Source organism: Mycobacterium sp. 1482292.6 (assembly GCF_001672995.1).
Taxonomy (GTDB): domain Bacteria; phylum Actinomycetota; class Actinomycetes; order Mycobacteriales; family Mycobacteriaceae; genus Mycobacterium; species Mycobacterium europaeum_A.
This window is the reverse complement of the sequence record NZ_LZKV01000221.1, coordinates 21074-41175: the sequence shown is the minus strand read 5'-3', so window position 1 is coordinate 41175 and position 20102 is coordinate 21074. Positions and strand designations below refer to the sequence as shown.

Genomic DNA, 20102 nt, shown 5'->3' with positions numbered 1-20102 from the left:
GGGTCAGGCCTTGGGACGCACGCCGGCCGCCCGGTACACGAACACCGGGTCCACCGGCACTCGCAGCGCCGTCCGGGGCAGGGCTTCGAGCACCTCGTCGGGAATCTTCTTCTTGTAGTTGAGCCGCATCGAGCCGCTGAAGGCCGGGTCGACGCCGCGGAGATCGATGTCGATCCCGAGGCCCTTGTTGGTGATGGTGGCCCGCGCCGGACCCTTGTCGGTATCCCAGGGGCAGTCGATGGAGCGCAGGTTGGCGTCACCGCGGGCCGGGAAGGTGGCGACGATCCGCGCGGCGCTGAACGCGAACCCGCCCGTATAGCGGGAGACCCCGGAGGCCGAATACACCCCGGGCACATGGCCACTGAAGTGCCGGACCACCCCGACCCGTCCCGCGCTGAAGGTGATCCCCTCGGCTTCGAGTTCCTCGCGCAACGGCGCGGGCAGCTGGCCGATTTGGGTCAGGTTGCGAAGAAATCCGAACACGACCAGACCGTAGCCCGACGACCGATGAGCCCGCAGCCTTATTGCACGGTGACGGTCAGCGTGTAGGTGCACGCGGGCTTGGCGTCCTTGCCCACAAAGCTGGTGTAGGCCGTGCTGACCGTGGTGGTCCCCGGTTTCAGCGCGCTGAACGTCCACACCTCGGTGCCCGGCGCCCCCAGGGCGTCCGAGGCCGGCTGCTCGAACTCGTGACTGAGCTGCTTGATGACCGACGAGTCGCCGATCCTGGTGTCGGGGTTCCACCGGTAGGGCGTGGTGTAGTTGGAACCCAGCTGCACGATCAGGGTGTTGCCGACGGCGAGGGTGACGGTCTGGGTGATCTCGCTCTGCGTCAGCACGTCGGTCATGGGCACCTGGAGCGTTTTGGTCGACGGCGGGTTCCTGGAGGCGAAGTGGCAGCCCACCACCGTCGACAACATGAGCGCGGCGACTGTCACCAGCAGCCTGACCTTCACCAGATCCCCCTTCGGTGTCGCTCCGGAGCCTAATAGGTCTGATCCAGACCGAAGATAGGCGACGAGGACGCCATGCGTGGCGTCCGGCAGGATGGGCTGGTGTTTGGCCTCGAACTGATCGTTGCCCTGGTGTCCACCGTCATCGTGGGGACGGTCATCGGACGGCGCTACCGCGTCGGCCCCCCGGTGTTGCTCATCTTCCTGGGCGTCCTGGTGGGCCTGATCCCCCATTTCGCGCACATCCATGTCAACGGCGAGATCGTGTTGTTGCTGTTTCTTCCCGCGATCCTGTACTGGGAGGGCCTCAACACCAGCTTCCGCGAGATCCGGGCCAACGCGCGCATCATCGTCTTCCTCAGCGTCGTCCTGGTGATCGCCACCGCGGTCGCGGTGTCGTGGACGGCACGGGCGCTGGGCATGAACCCGCACGCGGCCGGCGTCTTGGGCGCGGTCTTGTCGCCCACCGACGCGGCCGCGGTGGCCGGTCTGGCCAAGAAGCTGCCGCGCCGATCGCTGACGGTGCTTAAGGCCGAGAGTCTGATCAACGACGGCACCGCCCTGGTCCTGTTCGCCGTCAGCGTCAACGTCGCGATCGGCGGGGCCTCGATCACCCCGCCCGAGGTGACCGTCCGGTTCATCGTTTCCTACCTCGGCGGCATCGCCGCCGGCCTGCTGGTCGGTGGCGCGGTGACGCTGCTGCGCAAACGAATCGACGCACCGCAGGAGGAAGGGGCTTTGAGCCTGGTGACGCCGTTCGCGGCCTTCCTGCTGGCTCAGTCGTTGGACTGCAGCGGCGTGGTCGCGGTGATGGTGTCAGCCCTGGTCCTCGCCTACGCCAGCCCGCTGGTGATCCGGGCCCGCTCCAGGCTGCAGTCCTTCGCCTTCTGGGACATCGCGACATTCCTGCTCAACGGCTCGTTGTGGGTCTTCGTCGGTGTCCAGATCCCAGGTGCGCTGCGCGGCATCGTGGGCGTCGACGGCGGAGTTCGCCACGCCTTGTTCGTGGCGTTGGTGATCACCGGCGTGGTCATCGTGTCTCGCATCTTCTGGGGAGAAATCACCACGCTGCTGATCCGGCTCATCGACCGCCGCGAGGTGCAACGCGAACGTCGGGTCACCTGGCGGCAACGCTTCGTCACCGTCTGGGCGGGATTCCGGGGCGCCGTCTCGCTGGCCGCGGCGGTGGCCGTGCCGGTAACGACGCTGAGCGGCGCGCCGTTCCCCGACCGCAGCCTGCTGATCTTCATCGTCACCGTCGTCATCCTGGTGACCGTGTTGGTGCAGGGCAGTACGCTGCCCGCCGTCGTCCGCTGGGCGAACATGCCCGAGGACGCCACCCACGCCGAGGAGCTGCAACTGGCTCGTTGTCGGGGCACGCAGGCCGCCCTGGCCGCATTGCCCACGGTCGCCGACGAGGTCGGCCTCAGCGACGAACTGCGGCGGCGGCTGCAGAAGGAATACGAGGAAAAGGCCGCGTTGGTCCTGGCGACCGAAAACGGTTCGCCGGACACCCGCATCCTCAAGGGTCGTGAGAAGGTCCGCCGGGTGCGGCTGGGCGTGCTCGAACACAAGCGCCGGGAGATCACCGCGCTGCGCAACCAGAACCTGATCGACGACATCGTGTTGCGCGAGTTGCAGAACGAGATGGATCTCGAGGAAGTGCAGCTTCTCGCCGCCGCGGTCGACGACGGCGACGAGGAGGAGTAGGGCCCGTCGGTGCCCGACCGTACAGTCGGGCCCATGCTGCACACCGTCGCGATCCGCGGGTATCGCTCGCTGCGCGAGGTGATCCTGCCGCTGGGCCGGCTGTCGGTGATCACCGGCGCCAACGGCGCCGGCAAGTCGTCGCTGTATCGCGCGCTGCGGCTGCTGGCCGATTGCGGCCGCGGCGAGGTGATCGGGTCGCTGGCCCGCGAGGGCGGCCTGCAATCGGTGCTGTGGGCCGGCCCCGAGCAGCCGGCCGGCGCGCGACGCTCCGGGAAAACCGAGGGCACCGTGCGCAGCCGGCCCGTGTCACTCGAAATGGGTTTCGCCGCAGACGATTTCGGCTACCTGGTGGATCTGGGCCTGCCGCAGTCTGCCGGGGAGTCGGTGTTCGCCCGCGATCCGGAGATCAAACGCGAGGTGCTGTTCGCCGGTCCGGTGCTGCGGCCCAGCACGACGCTGGTGCGACGGTCGCGCGTCTTCGCCGAGGCCAGCGCGGATTCCGGCGGCGGTTTCGACGAGTTGTCCCGAACCCTGCCGTCGTATCACAGCGTGCTCGCCGAGTACGCCCACCCGCACGCGCTACCCGAGCTGGCGGCCGTGCGAGAACGATTGCGCGGCTGGCGGTTCTACGACGGCTTTCGGGTGGACGCGGGGGCGCCCGCGCGCCACCCGCAGGTGGGCACCCGCACCCCGGTGCTCTCCGACGACGGCAGCGACCTCGCGGCCGCGATCCAGACGATCCTCGAATCGGGGTTCGACGACCTGACCCGGGCGGTCGCCGAAGCGTTCGACGGCGCCACCGTCTCGGTGGCCATCCATGATGGGTTGTTCGACCTCCAGCTGCGTCAGCGCGGCATGCTGCGCGCGCTGCGCGCGGCCGAGTTATCCGATGGCACACTGCGTTTCCTGCTGTGGGCCGCCGCGCTGTTGAGCCCGCAACCGCCGTCGCTGATGGTGCTGAACGAACCCGAGACCTCGCTGCACCCCGACCTGGTGGCACCGCTGGCCTCGCTGATCCGCACCACCGCCGCCAAGACCCAGGTCGTGGTGGTCACCCACTCCCGCACGCTGCTGGAATTCCTGGGCACAAGTCCGCTGGGCGAGGGCTCCGACGGCGAGGCCGTCGAAATCGAGCTGTACAAGGACTGGGGCGAAACACGCATCAGCGGCCAGACTCTGATCACCACGCCCCGGTGGGACTGGGGCGCGCGCTAGGCGAAAATTGCCCACTAGGCAATCTTGCCCACCGGGCAAGTTCGGCGTACGTTGGGCGCTATGAGCGGGCTCCGGGAGCGCAAGAAGGCCGACACCCGGCGCGCGCTCAGTGACGCCGCGTTGCGGCTGGCTTTCGAGCGCGGCCTGGAAAACGTGACGCGCGAGGACGTCGCCAACCTGGCCGGCGTCTCACTGCGCACGTTCAACAACTACTTCAGCGGCAAATACGAGGCGCTGGCCTACCGGCAGGCCGAACGCGTGCGTCGCAGCGTCGATGCGCTGCGGCAGCGGCCCGCCGACGAACCGCTCTGGACCGCGCTCACCCATGCCGTGCTGGAACCCCTGGAGGCCGACTTCGGCGATGTGCACGGTGACGAGAACCGCGTCCCCAGCCGCCAAGAGCTCGTCGAGGTCCGCAAGCTCGTCATGCATCCGCAAGTGCGGAATTCGGTGCCGCACAACCTCTTCGACGAGTTACTCAACGTCATCGCCGAACGCACGGGGACCGACCCCGATCACGACCTGTACCCCCGGTTGGTGATGGCCGTGGTACGGGCGGTCGGCGACGCCGCCGCCGACGCCTACGTGCGGGCCGATCCGCCGGTGGCCATCACCGCCCTGATCCGCGAGGGCTTCGCCGCCGTCAGCGCCGGACTACCCGAACCCACCAGAAAGAAGGCACGTCATGGCTGACGAACACGCCGACGTCGTCATCGCCGGCGCCGGGCCCAACGGACTGCTGGTGGCCTGCGAATTGGCGCTGGCCGGCATCAGGCCCGTCGTGTTGGACGCCCTGCCCGGTCCCAGCTCCGAGCCGAAGGCGAACGGCCTTGTCGGCCAAGTGGTTCGGATGCTCGACTTGCGCGGCCTGTACCGGGAGTTCACCGGTGACCCCAATCCCCCGCAACCGGTCTACAGGTGGATCTTCGCGGCCATGACGCTGAACTTCTCCCAAGTGCCCGAGAACCCGATGTACGCGTTGCCCATCCAGCAGCCCCGGGTGGTACGGCTACTGGAGAAGCGGGCGCGGGACCTCGGAGTGGACATCCGCTGGGCGCACCAACTGACCGGCCTGCGGCAGGAAGCGGATTCCGTTGCGGTGACCGTGTCCTCGCCGGAGCGCGAGTATCGCATCGACGCCGGTTATCTGGTGGGCGCCGACGGCGGACGCAGCCTGGTCCGCAAGACCGTGGGCATCGGGTTTCCCGGGTACACATCGCAGACCGTCGGGCGGCTGGCCCACGTGCACATCCCCGACGGACTCCGCCGCGCCGACGGCGGCATCGAAGTTCCCGGGTTCGGCCGGATTGCGTTCGGTCACACGCGATTGGATTGCGGCGGGCTGATCTATGCCGAGTTCGAACCGGGCCGCTCGCTGTTCGGCACCATCGAGTTCGGGCCGCCGGTGGAGGACAAACCGATGAGCCTGGCCGAACTGCGCGAGAGCGCGCGTCGCGTCCTCGGCGTGGATCTGCCGTTCGAGGAACCGAAAGGCCCGGGGCCGCACGCGCTGCGCCGGATCAACGGGCAGAACACACGCCACGCGGAGCGCTACCGCGACAAGCGCGTTCTGCTGCTCGGCGATGCCGCCCATGTGCACAGCGCCATGGGCGGGCCGGGCCTGAACCTTGGCCTGCAGGACGCGATGAACCTGGGCTGGAAGCTGGCGGCCGAGCTCATGGGAACGGCGCCGGCCGGACTGCTCGACACCTACCAGTCCGAGCGCCACCCCGTGGGTCAGCGCGTCATGATGCACTCGATGTCGCAGACCGCCCTCATGGCGCCGGGGCCCGAAGTCGCTGCGCTACGAACGCTCATGGGCGAACTGTTCGCCCTTCCCGACGTCGCCCGGCACATGGCGAAACTGCTGGCCGGCAACGATGTTCGGTACGACGTAGCTGACGACCATAGACTGTCGGGCTGCCTGGTGCCGGACCTGACGCTCGATGACGGCCGGCGCGTCGCCGAGCTGCTGCACGACGCCCGCCCGGTGCTGCTCGACCTCGACGGCGCCGTCGCGGACACGGCAAGTGGCTGGACCGATCGTGTCGACACCGTCACGGCGAGCATCGCCGAGCGGCCCGCCGCGGCGCTGCTGATCCGGCCGGACGGCTATGTCGCATGGGCCGCCGACGAATTCGGGCCGGCCGACGAGGCGGCCCTGCGCGCGGCGCTGCAGCGTTGGTTCGGGCCGCCGACGAGCGCATAGCGGCGCCAGCGGCCAGACTGGGCAACATGGCGTCCACAGAACAGGGTGAGCCCGTGCGCAGCGCCCAAAAGATCGTCGACGTCTTATCGGCGCAGGGCGTGCAGTACGTATTCGGTGTGCCCGGCGCCAAGATCGACGCCGTGTACGACGCCCTGGTGGACGGTGGACCGCAGCTCGTCGTGTGCCGCCATGAACAAAACGCGGCGTTCATGGCCGCAGCGACCGGGCGGCTCACCGGCATCCCTGGCGTCGTACTGGTGACGTCCGGGCCCGGCACCGCGAACCTGGCCACCGGTCTGCTGACCGCCAACACCGAACAGGACTCGGTGGTCGCGCTATGCGGCGCGGTGCGCCGGGAGGACCGGCTCAAGCGGACGCATCAGTCGATGGACGCCGCCGCATTGCTCAAGACGGTGACCAAGTTCACCGGAGAGGTCAACGACCCCAACGATGTCGCCGAGGCCACCGTCACCGCCTTTCGCGCCGCGGTCGCCGAGCCGCGCGGAGCGGCCGCCGTCGTGCTGCCCGCCGACGTGTTGGCCGCACCCACGACAGCGGGCATCACCCGCCGCCTTCCGATCCCCGAGTTGGCGGCGGCCCCGGCGTCCGCTATCCGCAGGGCCACCGAGGTGATCCGGGCCGCGCGCCGCCCCGCGCTTCTCGTCGGTAGCCGCGGCGCCGATCCGGACAGCTGCCTGGCGCTGCGCGCCCTGATCGCCACCACGGGTCTGCCGGTGGTGGAGACGTTTCAGGCCGCCGGGGTGGTGTCACGATCGCTGGAAGACAACTTCTTGGGCCGGGTCGGCCTGTTCCGCAACCAGCCCGGCGATGTCATCGTCGGTCAAGCCGACGTCCTGGTCACTGTCGGCTACGACGCCGTCGAATATGACCCGGGACTGTGGAACAGCGACGTCGACCGCACCGTGGTGCACATCGACTCGATTCCGGCCGGGATCGACAACAACTATCAGCCGACGAACGAGTTGCTGGGCGACATCGCTGCCACTCTCGCCGCCTTGACGGACACACTCACCGACCTCACCCTCGCGAACGAATATCAAGACGAGATCGACGTGCTGCGAAAACGCTTGTCGCACATCGATATCACCGCGGGCTCTCGAAAGCCGGAGGGCGCCGGCCTCAATCCGGTCGCCGTTGTGCTGCGGCTGCGCGAGGAACTGGTCGACGATGCCACCATCGCCTGCGACATCGGCTCGGTCTACATCTACATGGCCCGCCACTTCCGCGTATACGAGCCGCGCCGACTGCTGTTCTCCAATGGGCAGCAGACCCTTGGGGTTGCTCTGCCCTGGGCGATGGCCGCGTGCCTGACGCGGCCCGGTACGCCGGTCGTGTCCGTCTCCGGGGACGGTGGGTTTCTGTACTCCAGCCAGGAGCTCGAGACCGCAACCCGGCTGGGTTTGTCGTTCACTCACATCGTCTTTCGCGACAACACCTACGACATGGTGGGCTTTCAGGAAGCCCTCAAATACGGCCGCAAGTCCGGGATCCAGCTCGGCGACTACGACATCGTCTCCTACGCAGCGGCTTTCGGCGCCAATGGGTATCGGGTGACCAGCCTGGACGAGTTCAGCGCCACGTTACGCCAGGCGTTGGCCGAGGACGGACCCTCGCTGATAGACGTTCCGGTGGATTACAGCCACAACGTCGACCTGGCCGAACAATTACACGACGACCCGTTCGAGTAGGGATCATGGACAAGCATTCCGGCGCGTACGAGCGATTCCGCAATTGGGCGACAGGGCTTCTCGCGCATCAAGACGCCGACAACGAGGTCTATCAGTTCTCCACGATCAGCGCATTGCTCGAGGGTGTATACGACGGCGACGTCACCGTGGCCGATCTGCTGCGGCACGGTGACTTCGGCCTGGGCACCTTCAACCATCTCGACGGCGAGATGGTGGTGCTGGACGGGGTGTGCTATCGGCTGCGTGCGGACGGATCCGCGAGCCGGGCGGCGGCGACCGACCGCACACCGTTCGCGGCGGTCACCAGGTTTCACACCGACTTCGAGATCGCAATCCAAACCCTCACCCGCCGAATGGATTTGACGAGTGAGATCGACCGCCAGATCGAAAGCCCCAACCTGATCTACGCCATCCGGGTCGACGGGCAGTTCCGCGAACTGCACACCCGCACCGTGATGGCGCAGCAGCCGCCCTATCCCCCGTTGACCCAGGCCACCGAAGAGCAGTCCGAGACCGTCTTCACCGACGTGTCGGGCACCGTGGTCGGATTCCGCACTCCCGACTTCGAACAGGGCATCTCCGTGGCCGGCTACCACCTGCACTTCCTCAACAACGAACGCAGCGCCGGCGGCCACATCCTCGACTTCACTCTCGATCGCGGCACCGTGGCGAGCAGCGGGGCATCACAGCTGCATCTGAGCCTGCCCCGGTCCGGTGCGTTCCTCGACGCACAGCTGTCGGGCGCCGACCTCGCCGAGCGGATCAGCAAAGCCGAAGGCCCTAAAGGCGACTGACCCGAACGCGGCCGTCAGCATGCCGATTGCGGACGACGCGGGCAACCGTGCAAGCGAAGTTCACGCAGTGTTAAGGCACCCGTCGGTCCCGCATTGATGAGTGCACACGCGCACCGCGTGTCCTCACGTTATGCGCGTTGTACAGGTCGCCAATTTCTATGGCCCTCGCTCCGGCGGCCTCCGCACCGCGATCGACCGGTTGGGCGCGGAATATTGCGCCAGCGGCCACGAGGTGTTCTTGATCGTTCCCGGTCAATGCGCCGAGCGCGCCCAGCTGTACACCGGCGTGGTGCGAATCACGTTGCCGGCCCGCCTGATTCCTTTCACCGGCGGCTATCGGGCGGTGCTGCCGGGACGGGTGAAGGCGCTACTGGCAGCCCTGCGACCCGACGCATTGGAGGTTTCGGACCGCCTCACCCTGCGGTCGCTCGGCCGGTGGGGACGCGATCACGGCGCCACGACGGTGATGATCTCTCATGAGCGCTTGGATCGCCTTGTCGGACAGGTTCTTCCGCGGAGAGCCGCGCAGAAGTTCGCCGACATCGCCAACGCGCGCACCGCGGCGAACTACGACACCGTGGTGTGCACCACCGGTTTCGCCCGCGAGGAATTCGACCGGATCGGCGCCGACAACACCGTTACCGTCCCGCTCGGTGTGGACCTGCAGACGTTTCATCCGCGCCGCCACTCCTATCTGGTGCGCGAACGGTGGGCCGCACCGACGCAGCTGTTGCTGGTGCACTGCGGGCGGCTGTCGGTGGAAAAGCGGGTCGACCGCAGCATCGATGCACTCGGTGCGCTGCGCCACGCCGGTATCGACGCGCGGCTGGTGGTCGTCGGCGAGGGGCCGTTGCGGTCCAGGCTGGAGCGACAGGCCGCGCGCCTGCCGATCGACTTCACCGGTTTCGTCTCCGATCGCACCGCGGTGGCGCAGTTGTTGGCCTCGGCCGATGTGACGCTGGCGCCGGGGCCGCACGAGACGTTCGGGCTGGCCGCGTTGGAGTCGCTGGCGTGCGGAACGCCCGCCGTGGTTTCGCGAACGTCGGCGCTTACGGAGATCATCACGCCGGACAGCGGGGCGTCGGCCGACAATGACCCGGCCGCCATCGCAAAAGCGGTCAGCGCCATCGCCAGTCGGCCCGAGCGGGAGCGACGCATCTCCGCGCGACGCCGCGCCGAGGACTTCACCTGGCACCGCGCCGCGGCCGGCATGCTGGCGTCGCTCGGGGCGCCGGCCTTCGACGACCCGACCGGTCGTTCCGAACAGACCGCCTAGCGTTTCAGAAGTCCGACGCCGCCCACGTCCCCCGGTATGCCCGGGGTGCTGGCTAGGCTCGCTGGAGACCGATGAGGAGGATCCGGTGGGAGCACGCACTCAGGTATTGATCACCGCCGCCGAGTTGGCGGACATCATTTCGGCAGGCGACCCGGTGACCATCCTGGACGTGCGCTGGCGGGTCGACGCTCCCGACGGGCGGGCAGCCTACCTGGACGGGCACATTCCGGGCGCGGTGTACGTGTCGCTCGACGACGAGCTCAGCGACCACACGGTGTTCGGCCGAGGCCGTCACCCACTGCCGTCTGGTCGTGCCCTGGAGGCCGCCGCGCGCCGCTGGGGGATTCGGCAGGGCGGCCTGGTGGTGGTCTACGACGACTGGAATCGCGCCGGTTCCGCGCGGGCCTGGTGGGTGCTCACCGCGGCCGGCATCGACAACGTCCGCATTCTGGACGGCGGCCTGGCCGCGTGGCGCTCGGCCGGGCAACGCCTCGAGACCGGGCCGGTCGATCCGGCGCCCGGGAATGTAACTGTGCCCCAAGATGATCTGTATGCCGGAGCCCGCCCCACGCTGATGGCCGAGCGGGTCGCCGAAGGCACCGTGACGCTGCTTGATGCGCGCGCACCGGAGCGCTACCGCGGCGACGTGGAGCCCCTCGATCCGGTCGCCGGCCACATTCCCGGCGCGAAGAATCTGCCCAGCACGTCGGTCCTCGCCGCCGATGGCACTTTCCTCGACGACGACGCACTCGCACAACTGTTGTCCGATCGCGCAATCGAGCGTCACGACGCGGTGGCCGCCTACTGCGGGTCGGGCGTCACCGCGGCGGTCACCATCGCGGCGCTGGCCGCGGCAGGCCGGGAGGCTGCGTTGTATCCGGGGTCGTGGTCGGAGTGGAGCTCGGATCCTGACAGGCCGGTGGAACGCGGCGACGAATAGCCGCGTCTGGTCGTGCGGCGACCGACCATAGGGCGGTTCTGGAACGCCCTAGCACGGGCGCTAGCGGATTTGAGAAGGACCTAATGGTCGAAGTACTCGTTCACCCGAGCGGCCTCACCTCCGACGGACGCTGCGGGCATTGATCTTTGGTAGCCTGTGGTCGATAGCGCCTAGGGTTCCGACTTTCGAGTGCCTGGTCCGAGCGGCGCCACCGCGCCCCCGGACGGGACGCGGTCATCTGAACGGACAAAAGCCTGGAGGACCCCGGCCGGTGCGCCGCGCGCCGCCGAGAAGGTCCTTTCATGCTGGCTCTTTGCGTTCTCTTTCTCATCGCCCTGGGCGCCGGTGCGCTCGGTGGACTGGTAGGCACCGGATCGTCGCTGGTGCTGCTGCCCGCGCTGGTCATGATGTACGGCCCGCGAATCGCGGTGCCCGTCATGGGCATTGCGGCGGTCATGGCCAATGTCGCCCGAGTTGCCGCCTGGTGGCGGCAGATTCGATGGCGACCAGTGCTCGCCTATGCGTTGCCGGGAACTCCGGCCGCCGTGCTCGGCGCCAACACCTTGCTGAGCATCCCGCAGGCGGTGGTCGACGGCCTGCTCGGCGTGTTTTTCCTCGCGATGATTCCGGTGCGCAGGGTCGCGGCGGCTCGGCAATGGCGGGTGCGGCTGCGCCACCTGGCCATCGCCGGCGCCGTCGTCGGCTTCCTCACCGGTATGGTCCTGTCCACGGGGCCGCTGAGCGTTCCCATCTTCACCGGTTACGGGCTCACCGGCGGCGCCTTTCTCGGGTCCGAGGCCGCCAGCGCCCTGGTGCTCTACGCCGGCAAGATCAGCACCTTCGGTCAGTTGGGTGCGCTCAACCTCACCGTCGCAGCCCGTGGACTGGTCATCGGCGCCGCCTTGATGATCGGACCCTTCGTCACGCGTTCCATCGTGCGCCGAGCCCATCCCCGTCATTACGCGATGCTGATCGATCTGGTGCTCGTGGTCGCCGCCGTCGGCATGTTCATCGCGACGGCGACCTGCTGAATCATGTGGGCGCTAGAATCTGCCCCGGCATGAATCCGCTTGGTAAGTCCACGCAATGACCGGCCGGCTCGACGGCAAGGTCGCGATCGTCACTGGTGCCAGCACCGGCCTGGGCCCGGTGCTGGGCTCGCGGTTCGTCCGTGAGGGCGCCAAGGTATTGCTGGCCGCCCGACGTGAAGAGCTGGTCCACGCCGCCGCCCGTGCGGCCGGCCCCGGTGCCATCGCCATGCGCGCCGACGTGACCGATGAGAATGACGTCGCGGCCATGGTGGCGCGGGCGGTCGACGAGTTCGGCCACGTCGACATCCTGTGCAACAACGCCGCCGCGCCCGGCCAGGACCGCTGGATCTGGGAGCAGACGCTGGACAACTGGAACGCCACCTTCGCCATCGACGTCACGGCCGCGATGCTGTGCACCCGCGAGGTCCTCAACCGCTCGATGCTGCAGCGCCGCAGCGGCGCGATCCTGAACTTCTCGTCCACGGTCAGTTATTCCGGCATGGTCCGCAAGACGCACTATGTCACCGCCAAGGCGTCCCTGCGCGCGTTCACCAAGGCCGTCGCGCTCGAGGTCGGCCCGCACGGCATCCGGTGCAACTGCATCGTCCCCGGGGCCATCGACACCGAGCTGTGGCGCAACTGGTTGCAACGCACCGCGACCGAGCAAGGCGTCGACGTCGACACGGTTCGCGCGAAGCAACTCAAAGGCGTTGCCTTGCAGGACATCTCCTCCCCCGACGACGTCGCCAACCTGGCGTTGTTCCTCGCCAGCGACGACAGCCGAACCATCACGGGCCAATCGATCCCCGTCGACGCCGGAGGGTACATGCAGGGATGAGCGGGCCCGCCAAGCTGTCGGTCGAACTGCATCCGCCCGCCGGAGGCTCCACGTGATGCGGGTCAGGGCAGGCATATTCAGCCTCACCGCCGCCGCACCGGCCGACGACGACAGTTATCTGCGTTGGCACCTGCTGGACCACATGCCCGAGCAATACCAGCTGCCCGGCATCGTGCACGGGTTGCGCTGGATCGCCGACGGCGACTACCCCAACCGCCGCCTCGCGTCCGAGGGACCCCTGGGCGAGATCGGCAACGCCGTGCAGTATCTCGTCACCGACCCCGTCGAGAAGACCTTCGACGACTTCGTGACCCTCGGACGCACCCTGCGCGACAACGGCCGCTTCCCCGTCGTCAGGCCATCCCTGCAAGTGGCCGGGCTGCGGCTGCTGCAGTGGCGATCCTCGCCACACGCGCTCGTTTCGCCCGAGCTGGTGCCGTTCCGCCCGCACCGCGGCGTCGTGCTGATCGTTGAGGAACCCACCGACGGCCGGGCGGACGACTGGCTGCAGTGGTTGCATGCCGAGCACTATCCGGCGCTGCTGGCGACGCCGGGCACGGCCGGCGCGTGGACGTTCAGTTCCAGCACCGGCTGGAGCCACCTGCCCCGGGGCTGGCGAACCGACCACCAGTACATCACCGTGATCTACCTCGACCAGGATCCGCTGACCACGACCGGGGCGTTGGCCCCGATCATCGAAGAGCGTTGGCGTTCAACGGCGGTGCGGCCGGTGTTCGCCGGGCCGCTGCGCAGCATGATCAGCTGGGACGCCTGGCCGTAACGAACAGGCTTTATAGTCCTCTTGAGCGTCTAGCGGAGGACACGGATGACGAATCGGAACAATCGGCGGTGCGTCGCGCACACGGCTGTCGCCCTCGGCCTGGTGGCGTTGGCGGTCGGCCTGCCGGCGTGCTTATCCAAGGGGGATCACCCGGCCGCCGCCCCGAGTTCGGGCCCGGCGTTGGCGAGCACCACCGTCATGATCGACGGGAACAAGCACACGATGATCGCCGCCGTGGACTGCACCCGGTCGGCGGCCCAACCGAGTGCGTCTCCCCCGGAATCGGGCGACCTGACCACCCGGATCAGCGTGCACGACGATGCCGCATCGGTGTCGCTGGCCGTGTCCGACGAGCAACCACCCACCGTCGACGGCTTCGCCATTTCGCTCAAGTTGGACAACGGCCAGTACCAATTGCCTTACCAGGGAACGAAATCGCCGACTCAGGTGCAAGCGACCAAGGACGGCAAGAGTTATACGGTGACCGGGACCGGCCAGGCGACCACACCCGGCCAAAGTGGTTTGCGGGACGTCACCTTCGGCATTCACGTGACGTGCCCGTAGGCAGATAGTTGTCTGCCGCGACGGCCTCTGCGATGCTGACAGCTTGGACATCTTTGCGCAGTGGCAAGACGGCGGCACCGAGCTGCGATGGCGCTCGACGACCGCGGCCAACGACGGCGCAGAGGTCGCGGTGTTCACGCGCCGGTGCGGCACCGTCGGCGCGCCCGCATTGGTGTTGGTGCACGGCTTTCCGACCAGCAGCATCGACTATTTCGCACTGGCGGGTGAACTGAGCGCGGAGTTCGACATCTACCTGCTGGACTTTCCCGGCTACGGACTTTCCGACAAACCACCCGAGCCCTACACGTACTCGCTCTACGACGACGCGCGCCTGCTCGTACATGCGATCACGCAAGTGTGGAGACTCACCGAATACCGCATGCTGACCCATGACCGCGGTACCAGCGTCGGCATGATCGCGGTGAGCATGCTGGCCGCCCTGGACCCGTCGGCCGCACCCGTCGACCTGATCTTGACCAACGCCAACATCTACCTTCCGCTGGCCAACCTCACCGCATTTCAGACCGCGCTGCTCGACCCCGCGACCGCGCGCGCCACAGCGGCGGCGACGACGCCCGAGATGCTGGCGGCCGGCATGGGCGCGAGCACGTTCATGCCGCGACGCACGCTGGAAGACCCGGAGATCGCCGCCCTGGCGAAAAGCTTTGCGCACAATGACGGAATCCGGGTGCTGCCCGACACCATCCAGTATCTGCACGAGCGCGCCGCCGACGAAACGGGTTGGCTGGAAGCGCTTTCCACGAGCGACGTCAACACGACGGTGATTTGGGGCGTCCACGACAACGTGGCACCGTTGCGGGTCCCCAACCACGTCTGGCAGACGTATCTAAGGAACAAGCCGGGCCGCAACCGCTACTGGGTGATTCCGGGCGCCGACCACTATCTGCAGTGCGACGCACCGGGGCAACTGGCCGAGATCGTGCGCCTCACCGCCCAAGGCGACGATATTTCGTTGCAGACCTTGGGAAACCAGCCCGACGGCGCGGTCTTGGTGGACCAGAGCGGCTCCTAGCTCGCCGAACGTGAAACTAACTTCACTCTCGTCGCCGAGGGTGAAACTAACTTCACACTCGGCGACGAAAAGCCCCAAACCTATGGCGTGACGACGGGCAGGCGCGCCCAGCCACGCACGCTCGCGGTGTGCGCCCGCTGGGCGTTCGCGTAGTCGACTTCCCAGTCCGGCCAACGCTTCAGCACTTCCTCGAAGGCCACCCGCGCCTCAAGACGCGCCAGCGCCGAACCCAGGCAGAAGTGCAGGCCCTGCCCGAAGCTGAGATGGCTTCCGCGGCGGTGGATGTCGTAGCGATCCGCATCCGGGAAGTGACTTTCGTCGCGGTTGGCCGACGCGTTCAGCAGCAGCATGAACGACCCCTCGGGAACCACGCGCCCATAGTGCTCGGCATCCCGCGCCACGTAACGGGCCTGCACCGGTGACGGCGGCTCGTACCGCAGCGTCTCCTCGATCGCCCCGGGGATCAGCGACGGGTCCGCAACGAGTTCGCGGCGTTGATCCGGGTGATCCGACAACAGTTGGCCCATGAAACCGATGAGGCGGGCGGTGGTTTCGTTGCCGGCACCGGCGATCATCGCGGTGTAGGACAGCACCTCCGTCCGCGACAGCGGGCGCCGCGTCCCGTCCGGCTCGTCGATCTCGGCCCGCAGCAACTCCGTCATCAGGTCGTCGGAGGGATGATCGGCCCGCCACTCGATGTATTCGGCAAACAAGGCAATGGAATTCGCGAACACATTGGCATCGACCGCGGCCGGGTCGCTATCCCTGGACAGTTCGATGTTGGCGACGCTGCGGTCGCGGATCTTTTCCTGATCGGCCTCGGGAATGCCCAAGAGATATCCGATGGTCCGCATCGGCATCATCGCACCGAGATCGGCGATGAAATCGAAACCGCCCTGTCCGACCAGCGGGTCCAGTTCGCGGACACAGAAGCCGCGCACCAGATCCTCTACGGCCAGCATGCGCCGGGGCGTGAAGACGCGAGACAGCAGTTTGCGGTGCAGATCGTGCAGCGGAGGATCTTCGAACAGCAGAATGCCCGGCGGCACTTCGATATTCGCGAACAGGATGTCGGCGGTGGTGCCGCGGCCGGACCGGTAGGTCTCCCAGTTCGGCAGTTCACGCACCACGTCGTCGTACCGGCTCAGCGCATAGAAGTTGTACTTCTCGTTGTAGTACAGCGGGGCTTCTTCGCGCATCCGCTTCCACACCGGGTACGGGTTGTCGTCGATCTCGACATCGAACGGGTCGTAGTACAACTCGACGGCGCTGGGGCTTGTCATTGTCGGATCCCTATCTCAGTCGTTGCGGTGCAAGAAGCCGTGTAGGAGTGCTTGGACGAGTTCCTCAACGATCACCTCCCGCGGCGGTGGATTGTTTCCGAAGTAGGTCGAACGCAAAGCAGCCATGCCGGCGATCATCGACACGGTCGAGTGCGCCGGCAGGTCGGGGTGATCGGACCGCAATCCCCGTAATTGCATGCCCTCTACGCTGATTTGGCCCAGCACCGTGACCGCCCGGCGGATCTCGGCGATGCCGGCGTCGACCTTCTCGTCGTCGCTGAGACTGTCGGCGGCCATCAGCGTCAACAGCAAACCCTGATGTTCGACGAACACGTCGTAGAGCTTCGAGACGAACAGCCGGGTCAGCTCCTGCTCGTCGGTCTCCTCGGGAACCACCGATTGCCAGGTCTGGCCGAATTCGTCGACGAAGCTCACGAAGGGGACGACGAGCGCCTCGCGGAACAACGCGGCCTTCGAACCGAAGTTGCGGAACAGCAGGTGTTCGGTGACGCCGGCGGCCTGGGCGATCTCACGTGTCGTGGTGCTGCGATAGTCCTGGCCGGCGAAGAGCTCCCGAGCGGCGTCGAGCAGTAGCCGGCGCGGCTCGCCACGGGGGCGACGCGCCACCGTGGCCGGCGACGGGTGCTTAATTGCTCGCTGGGGCACCGATGTCCACTCCTCGAAGGGCCTTCGGGATAGTATCCACTATCTCGATAGGATAGTATCCACTACCTTAAAGCGAAACCATCGGAAGGGTGACACCATGGGCGCTGTCATCATGCTCGGCACGCTGTTCGGACTGATCGTTTTGATATTCGGCCTGGTGCTGCGCTTCGACCCCGAGGCGCGGCGCGCGCCGAGCGACGAGGGTCGCCGGTGAACACCCAGATGACGCCCGCGATGGCCGGGGCCCAGTACTTTTCCTACGTCGCGAGCATCGCGTTCCTGATCACGGGGATCTACCTGAGCTACCGGCGCCGGCGCATCCACCCGCTGTTGCTTCTCGGCATTTCGGCGATCTCGTTCTCCTGGATCGAGTCACCCTACGACTGGGCGATGTATGCACAGTTTCCGCCCGCGCTGCCGCGCATGCCGTCCTGGTGGCCGTTGAACGTGACGTGGGGCGGGTTGCCGTTAGCGGTGCCGATCGGTTACGTCTCCTACTTCATCATCCCTGCGGTGACCGGGGCCGCCCTCGGACGGTGGCTGAGCGCAAAGTTCAACTGGCGCAGGCCGATTACCTTGCTCGTGGTCGGCCTGGTCGTCGGTATCTGCTGGGCATTGTTTTTCAACGCCTTCACCGGCGCGCACCTCGGCAACTTCTACTACGGGTACGTGATTCCCGGCCTCGCGATCTTCGAGGGGACCAAGCACCAGTACCCGCTTTACGACTCGCTGGCCATGGGCATCCAGATGATGCTGTTCACGTATCTGCTCGGGCGCACCGATGCGCAAGGACGCAACGTCATCGACATGTGGGCGGATAAGAGGGCGAAGAGCCGCGGCCAGTCCGCGGTGCTCTCGATCCTGGCCGTCATCGTCGTCGGACACCTGGTCTACGGCGCGGTGTTCGCGCCGCACCTCATTACGAAGCTGGGCGGCTACGTCACCGCTGGGCCGACCGAGCAGCTGTATCCGGGCGTCCCCAACCAACCCAAATAAGGCAGCGATCACATGGGTTACGAGAGCACCGCGGAGCCGATCAAAATCGGCTATTTGATGGACTTCCGCTTGCCCGAGGGCTTTCCGAAGACCTATTTCGAGGACCTGACGCAACCGTTCGATCTGGTCTTCAAGAAGGGCGTCGAGCAAGGGCTGATCGATCGACCGATCGAGATCATCTACCGCGAGGTGGAGGGTCTACCCAAGGGATCGGTCAAAGCGGTCATCGACGCCTACGGCGAGTTGTGCGACGCGGGTTGCCTGGCGATCTTCGGGCCCAATATCGGGGACAACGCGATCCCGACCCGAGAGGCCATCGAGGAGCGCTTCAAGGTCCCCTGCATCAGCGTGACCGGGTCCGACGCCGCGCTCGGCGAGTGGTTCTTCGCCTACCCGATGGGCTCGCACACCGACGAGCCGATCTTCTGGTCCGACCTGCTCGCCAAGGGCGGTCACACCGAGGTCGGCGTGCTCGTGGAGCAGTCCCTGGTCGGCGAGGCGTATCTGAAGAACTTCCGGGATGCGTGCAAGCGCAAGAACATTCGCATCGTGGCCGAGGCGTCGATCGCCCAGACCGCCGGGGACGTGACGGCCGCGGTCCAGGCGCTGCACGACGCGAAGGCGCAGGCGATCGTGCACTGCGGATTCGGCTTCGGGATCGTGTTCGTCAACCCGGCGCTCGAGGCGCTGGGCTGGGATCCGCCCCGGTTTTGCGGTACCGCCTTCCAGAACGCCTGGCTCAACCCCATCATGTGGAATGCGTTCATGGGCTGGACCGGCGTCGACCAGTACGACGAGGGCAACACGGTCGGGCAGAACTTCCTCGACGAGTACCACGAGGCCTACGGCCGGCGACCGGAATGGTGTGTGCCCGTGGTCAATCGGGACGTCGCGCACACGTTGTTACGGGCGCTGGCCGACGCCCACCCGTTGAGCCCGCGCGGCGTGAAGGAGGCGCTCGAACGGGTCAAGATGATGCCGGCCGCATCCGGCGCCCCGGGAACGCGGGTGTCGTTCGGTAACTGGTCGCGCCGCGCCTGGGTGGGCGCGGGTTACCTGGTGGCGCGGCGGCTCGACCCAGACGGAGTCAACTCACACCTCGTCGACCGGTTCGGCGAGGAGTAGGGGTCAGCCGAGGGCCTCGGGCAGCACGACTTCGCCCACCCGCTTCAGATACGGCCACGCGATGTCCGGCGGCAGCCCGCCGCACAATGGCGACAGGTTGAGCACCTGACCGGCCTTGACGCGCGAAATCGCTTCGGGCACAGAGATGATCACGTGCGACGTCGGTGTCTCACGCAACTCGTCGATGGTGTTGACGTGCGAAAAGCCGGCCGTCGTCTCGTCTCCGGGATTCCACGCGGCATACGTTCGCACGTCGTGCAGCAGATGCTCGCCGATCTCTTTCCATGCCTGATCGACGTCGTCGGCGACGAACACCACCGAAGGCGTGTTGCGGTCGGGAAACATCGTCGGTCCGGGCTGATGACCGTGCTCGCGGCAGGCCTCCTCGTAGGCCTCGCGCATGCCCGGCGCGTTGGCGTTGCCCAGCATGCCCAGTCCGTATCTGCCGGCCCGGCGGGCCGCCGCGACCGTTCCGCCACCCCACATCATTCCCGGCCCGCCGGGCGTCAGCGGCCGGGGCGTCACGGTGATCGACCGCCCGTCCTCGACGACGGTTTCACCGGCGAGCAGTCGCCGCAGCAGCGCGAGTTTCTCGTCGCAGAGGCGGCCGCGCTTCTTGATCGGCACGCCGAAGTGCTCGAACTCCTCGGGCCGGTAGCCCAGGGCCAGGATGTACGACGCCCGCCCGTTGCTGATGATGTCGAGCACCGCCATGTCCTCGGCGAGGCGGACCGTTTCGTAGAACGGAAGGATCAGGATGAGGCTCAGCGCCAGGCGCTGGGTTCGCGCCGCCACCGCCGAGGCCAGCAGGAACGGTGACGGCAGGTAGCCGTCGTCGGACCCGTGATGCTCACACAGGACGGCCGCCAGACCACCGTGCTCCTCGGCCCACGCGGACATCTCGGGAGCCGCGGCGTACAGATCGGTTGGGGGCGCAGCCCATTCGGGATCGCGCATGTCGAAGCGCAGTGTGTACACG

Annotated in this window: 20 protein-coding genes; 15 read left to right on the top strand and 5 right to left on the bottom strand. The window is 67.2% G+C overall.

Annotated features, from left to right (window positions below; translation table 11 throughout):
• Window positions 1–3 precede the first annotated feature (3 nt).
• Entirely contained in the window at window positions 4–483 is a 480-nt protein-coding gene (locus tag A5624_RS22780; protein ID WP_066871441.1) for a hypothetical protein, read from the bottom strand.
• A gap of 38 nt (window positions 484–521) precedes the next feature.
• The gene (locus tag A5624_RS22775; protein ID WP_066871438.1) at window positions 522–956 is read right to left on the bottom strand and encodes a protease inhibitor I42 family protein; all 435 of its coding nucleotides are present in this window, start codon (window positions 954–956) and stop codon (window positions 522–524) included.
• 99 nt (window positions 957–1055) lie between these two features.
• On the opposite strand from A5624_RS22775, the gene A5624_RS22770 reads away from it, so the two are divergent.
• The 13 genes from A5624_RS22770 (at window position 1056) to A5624_RS22710 (ending at window position 15053) form a co-directional block, all read left to right on the top strand.
• Entirely contained in the window at window positions 1056–2663 is a 1608-nt protein-coding gene (locus A5624_RS22770; protein ID WP_066871547.1) for a Na+/H+ antiporter, read from the top strand.
• Between the two features lie 33 nt (window positions 2664–2696).
• Complete coding sequence (locus A5624_RS22765) at window positions 2697–3878, top strand: AAA family ATPase (RefSeq protein ID WP_066871435.1); 1182 nt, start codon at window positions 2697–2699, stop codon at window positions 3876–3878.
• 60 nt (window positions 3879–3938) lie between these two features.
• The gene (locus A5624_RS22760; RefSeq protein WP_066871432.1) at window positions 3939–4571 is read left to right on the top strand and encodes a TetR/AcrR family transcriptional regulator; all 633 of its coding nucleotides are present in this window, start codon (window positions 3939–3941) and stop codon (window positions 4569–4571) included.
• Window positions 4564–6087 (top strand): FAD-dependent monooxygenase, encoded by a 1524-nt coding sequence (locus tag A5624_RS22755; protein ID WP_066871429.1) that lies wholly within the window; start codon window positions 4564–4566, stop codon window positions 6085–6087. The genes A5624_RS22760 and A5624_RS22755 overlap by 8 nt, the downstream gene beginning before the upstream one ends.
• A 26-nt stretch (window positions 6088–6113) precedes the next feature.
• On the top strand, window positions 6114–7796 hold the full coding sequence (gene alsS / locus A5624_RS22750) for an acetolactate synthase AlsS (protein WP_066871426.1): 1683 nt from the start codon (window positions 6114–6116) through the stop codon (window positions 7794–7796).
• A gap of 5 nt (window positions 7797–7801) precedes the next feature.
• Window positions 7802–8590: an acetolactate decarboxylase gene (gene budA, locus A5624_RS22745; protein ID WP_066871423.1), complete on the top strand. Its 789-nt coding sequence runs from the start codon at window positions 7802–7804 to the stop codon at window positions 8588–8590.
• A 130-nt stretch (window positions 8591–8720) separates the two neighbouring features.
• Entirely contained in the window at window positions 8721–9866 is a 1146-nt protein-coding gene (locus A5624_RS22740) for a glycosyltransferase (RefSeq protein WP_066871420.1), read from the top strand.
• A gap of 85 nt (window positions 9867–9951) precedes the next feature.
• The gene (locus A5624_RS22735) at window positions 9952–10806 is read left to right on the top strand and encodes a sulfurtransferase (RefSeq protein WP_066871417.1); all 855 of its coding nucleotides are present in this window, start codon (window positions 9952–9954) and stop codon (window positions 10804–10806) included.
• Window positions 10807–11108: 302 nt separating this feature from the next.
• Complete coding sequence (locus A5624_RS22730) at window positions 11109–11837, top strand: sulfite exporter TauE/SafE family protein (RefSeq protein WP_066871414.1); 729 nt, start codon at window positions 11109–11111, stop codon at window positions 11835–11837.
• Between the two features lie 55 nt (window positions 11838–11892).
• A complete protein-coding gene (locus A5624_RS22725; protein WP_066871411.1) occupies window positions 11893–12675 on the top strand; it encodes an SDR family NAD(P)-dependent oxidoreductase in 783 nt (260 codons plus the stop codon).
• Window positions 12676–12730: 55 nt separating this feature from the next.
• Window positions 12731–13456: a hypothetical protein gene (locus tag A5624_RS22720; protein ID WP_066871408.1), complete on the top strand. Its 726-nt coding sequence runs from the start codon at window positions 12731–12733 to the stop codon at window positions 13454–13456.
• A 45-nt stretch (window positions 13457–13501) separates the two neighbouring features.
• On the top strand, window positions 13502–14020 hold the full coding sequence (locus A5624_RS22715; RefSeq protein ID WP_066871405.1) for a lipoprotein LpqH: 519 nt from the start codon (window positions 13502–13504) through the stop codon (window positions 14018–14020).
• A gap of 43 nt (window positions 14021–14063) precedes the next feature.
• Window positions 14064–15053, top strand: coding sequence for an alpha/beta fold hydrolase (locus A5624_RS22710; protein WP_066871403.1), 990 nt, complete (start codon window positions 14064–14066; stop codon window positions 15051–15053).
• Window positions 15054–15133: 80 nt separating this feature from the next.
• Here A5624_RS22710 and A5624_RS22705 read toward each other — a convergent pair whose 3' ends face one another.
• Entirely contained in the window at window positions 15134–16336 is a 1203-nt protein-coding gene (locus A5624_RS22705; protein WP_066871400.1) for a cytochrome P450, read from the bottom strand.
• Between the two features lie 15 nt (window positions 16337–16351).
• Complete coding sequence (locus A5624_RS22700) at window positions 16352–17002, bottom strand: TetR/AcrR family transcriptional regulator (RefSeq protein ID WP_066871397.1); 651 nt, start codon at window positions 17000–17002, stop codon at window positions 16352–16354.
• Window positions 17003–17212: 210 nt separating this feature from the next.
• On the opposite strand from A5624_RS22700, the gene A5624_RS22695 reads away from it, so the two are divergent.
• On the top strand, window positions 17213–17998 hold the full coding sequence (locus A5624_RS22695) for a spirocyclase AveC family protein (RefSeq protein ID WP_066871394.1): 786 nt from the start codon (window positions 17213–17215) through the stop codon (window positions 17996–17998).
• Between the two features lie 12 nt (window positions 17999–18010).
• Window positions 18011–19123 (top strand): ABC transporter substrate-binding protein, encoded by a 1113-nt coding sequence (locus A5624_RS22690; protein WP_066871391.1) that lies wholly within the window; start codon window positions 18011–18013, stop codon window positions 19121–19123.
• 3 nt (window positions 19124–19126) lie between these two features.
• Here A5624_RS22690 and A5624_RS22685 read toward each other — a convergent pair whose 3' ends face one another.
• The gene (locus A5624_RS22685) at window positions 19127–20101 is read right to left on the bottom strand and encodes an LLM class flavin-dependent oxidoreductase (protein ID WP_066871388.1); all 975 of its coding nucleotides are present in this window, start codon (window positions 20099–20101) and stop codon (window positions 19127–19129) included.
• Between the last annotated feature and the right edge of the window lies 1 nt (window position 20102).

What these genes read in the sequence shown, in the direction of transcription:
- A5624_RS22765 (WP_066871435.1), top strand. Translation starts at nt 2,697, where the DNA reads ATGCTGCACACCGTCGCGATCCGCGGGTATCGCTCGCTGCGCGAGGTG.
- A5624_RS22755 (WP_066871429.1), top strand. Translation starts at nt 4,564, where the DNA reads ATGGCTGACGAACACGCCGACGTCGTCATCGCCGGCGCCGGGCCCAAC.
- A5624_RS22720 (WP_066871408.1), top strand. Translation starts at nt 12,731, where the DNA reads ATGCGGGTCAGGGCAGGCATATTCAGCCTCACCGCCGCCGCACCGGCC.
- A5624_RS22740 (WP_066871420.1), top strand. Translation starts at nt 8,721, where the DNA reads ATGCGCGTTGTACAGGTCGCCAATTTCTATGGCCCTCGCTCCGGCGGC.
- A5624_RS22725 (WP_066871411.1), top strand. Translation starts at nt 11,893, where the DNA reads ATGACCGGCCGGCTCGACGGCAAGGTCGCGATCGTCACTGGTGCCAGC.
- budA (WP_066871423.1), top strand. Translation starts at nt 7,802, where the DNA reads ATGGACAAGCATTCCGGCGCGTACGAGCGATTCCGCAATTGGGCGACA.
- A5624_RS22715 (WP_066871405.1), top strand. Translation starts at nt 13,502, where the DNA reads ATGACGAATCGGAACAATCGGCGGTGCGTCGCGCACACGGCTGTCGCC.
- A5624_RS22730 (WP_066871414.1), top strand. Translation starts at nt 11,109, where the DNA reads ATGCTGGCTCTTTGCGTTCTCTTTCTCATCGCCCTGGGCGCCGGTGCG.
- alsS (WP_066871426.1), top strand. Translation starts at nt 6,114, where the DNA reads ATGGCGTCCACAGAACAGGGTGAGCCCGTGCGCAGCGCCCAAAAGATC.
- A5624_RS22690 (WP_066871391.1), top strand. Translation starts at nt 18,011, where the DNA reads ATGGGTTACGAGAGCACCGCGGAGCCGATCAAAATCGGCTATTTGATG.
- A5624_RS22760 (WP_066871432.1), top strand. Translation starts at nt 3,939, where the DNA reads ATGAGCGGGCTCCGGGAGCGCAAGAAGGCCGACACCCGGCGCGCGCTC.
- A5624_RS22705 (WP_066871400.1), bottom strand. Translation starts at nt 16,336, where the DNA reads ATGACAAGCCCCAGCGCCGTCGAGTTGTACTACGACCCGTTCGATGTC.